The sequence below is a fragment of the Vibrio makurazakiensis genome, assembly GCF_050337375.1.
GTDB classification, from domain to species: Bacteria; Pseudomonadota; Gammaproteobacteria; order Enterobacterales; family Vibrionaceae; genus Vibrio; species Vibrio makurazakiensis.
Genome location: NZ_JAKJSW010000379.1, coordinates 1 through 2,379, shown reverse-complemented (window position 1 = coordinate 2,379; position 2,379 = coordinate 1). Strand labels below are relative to the sequence as shown.

Genomic DNA, 2,379 nt, shown 5'->3' with positions numbered 1-2,379 from the left:
CCTCTTGTCTAAGGTTTGGATCGAAGCTGACAAAGCCACCAGCTTGTTTCATTCTCTTGATAGCTTCAAATGTGCTTGCACGGCTAGGTTCATTTGCCAACGCAATAGAACAGGCATGTAGCCATTCACCTGCACCGAATTCAGGAATATCCGATATTTGCATAAACTGGTCGGCACTCGGCTTCACCATAAAAGTGAATGTACGTTCGCCATCAGAATCTAAATCCACCAGCACCGTAGAAGTGCGCTGCTTTTCATCAAGCAATAGGTAACTTACATCGATATTTTCTTCATTAAGCGTTTGCTTCATGAATTGCCCTAATGGATCTAACCCTACTCTGCCGAAGAAACCACATTCACCGCCTAAACGAGCTACTCCAACCGCAACATTTGCAGGTGCGCCACCCGGACATTTCAAATACGTAATTGGAGTATCTGGAATCAAATCAACAACAGCGTCACCGGTTAACCATACTTTATTCATTTCAATTCCTAATATTTCGTCATACATGTCATAAGCTCATAGCTTTCACGCTTACTACTTAATCTCATTAGATTCGAGCTGAGGAGCAAGTAAACCCACCAGAGCATATCAAGTGGGTTTGGAGGTGGAAGACTTTATAGGGGGATCGCCCACGCTCTCATAGATTAAATCAATCGCACACTTAAGCGTTTTTGATTGGGTTATACAGCCTTGTGATTGCGAATGAAGTAGCAAATGCACTAGCAATTACTGTTAGATAACCAAGTACAGAACCAAAAGAGTCAGAGTACAACAAAATACCGGGGATAAAAGTGATGCCCATACCCGTAGCACTGATCCCTAGGATATAAGTAACCAGGCCACCCACAGCACCGCCGACCATACCAAACAAGAAGACTTTCCCATATTGCAGGTTCACACCAAACAGCAGAGGTTCCGTTATCCCAAACAGTGTCGACATTGATGCACTGTAAGCATTACCTTTTTTGATTTTGTCTTTAAGTAAAGTCGCAACCGCTATTGCTGCACCAAATTGACCCGCCATCGACGCCGTACCTAAAGGTTGTAAAGGGTTAGCACCAGTTTCGTTTAAAAGACCAATTTCAATAACACCTAAAGCATGGTGCAAACCAGTAATTACAATTGCTTGCTGTACTGCTCCATAGAAAATGTAACCAATACCCAAAGGAAGATCTAACGCTACACGAACTAGGTAATTACAASCGTGCTCAACACTTTGTAGTAAAGGACCAAATAGGAACAAAATGATGAATATTGCAAACGTAATCGTCAAAAAGGGAGTGAAAATAAGGTCTACACTTGCTGGAATAAAGCGTCTAAGGTTTCTTTCCAAGTAAGATACGAACCAACCTGCGAATATGGCTGGTAGTACCGTTCCTTGGTAACCCACTAGTGGGAAATCTATGCCGAACAAAGTCACCAACATAGGTTCTGCGCCACCGTTGGCAACAGCCCAGGCATTAGGTAACTGTGGTGCAACCATCATCAAGCCCACAACTATGGCAATAATCGGGTTACCACCAAATTTCTTGGCAGCAGAGTAAGTAATCAGAACTGGCAGGAACGCAAATGCAGTGTCAGTTAGCATACTAAACAGCGACAGAATTTCAGGCGAGATTTGAACACCTGAGTGCAGCATCATGCCTCTCAAGCCCATCAATAGCCCGGTTGTGACCAACGCAGGAATAAGTGGAATTAAGATATCAGCAAGCGTTCGAACCACTTTTTGGCTGATAGTCATGTCACTGAATGCATCTTGTTTAAAGTCATTGTTGTCGAGTGTGCCACCTAACGTTGCCTTTAATGCATTGTAGATATGGGTAACTTTCCCTGTACCTATGATGAATTGATGTTGACCAGACTGATAGAAGTAACCGCTAATTTGTGCAATTCCTTTCGCCTTTTCGACATCGACTTTATCATTGTCTTTAAGAATCAAACGTAGTCGCGTTGCACAATGCTCCGCATTACGAATATTCTCATGTCCCCCGATACTGCTTAGTATCTCATTTACTGTTACTTCGTAATTCATGCTATTCACCTATTTATTATATTGTAAGGTATTGCAGGTTAATATCCACTTCGGTTTCACGCTCAAGCGAAATTTTTAAATAATGATTTTCATCACTTGGAAATAGTAATGATGTAAAAACATCGCGACCATTTTCAACAAACACTTCGATAATACTTTGATCGAATATCATTTTTATCTTTGACGTTTTATCATCTGAAATGCACTTTCTTACGCTTCCAAATTCATAATCACTTCCATGGTGGTTATATTTAGTTCGGCTCATAACTAGCTCGTTATTAAAGTTATTTACTTTGAATTCAAACTCTTTATTACTTCCACTTACTATTGATATATTGGTAAG

Annotated in this window: 3 protein-coding genes; all 3 read right to left on the bottom strand. The window is 41.0% G+C overall.

Annotated elements, in window-relative coordinates:
* A partial coding sequence (locus L4C33_RS21605) for a PfkB family carbohydrate kinase (protein WP_428814443.1) occupies positions 1-484 on the bottom strand: 484 nt, incomplete at its 3' end.
* A 181-nt stretch (positions 485-665) separates the two neighbouring features.
* Positions 666-2,036, bottom strand: coding sequence for a PTS transporter subunit EIIC (locus L4C33_RS21600; protein WP_428814442.1), 1,371 nt, complete (start codon positions 2,034-2,036; stop codon positions 666-668).
* 16 nt (positions 2,037-2,052) lie between these two features.
* Positions 2,053-2,379: GH32 C-terminal domain-containing protein (locus L4C33_RS21595; protein ID WP_428814441.1), on the bottom strand; the 327-nt coding region annotated here is incomplete at its 5' end.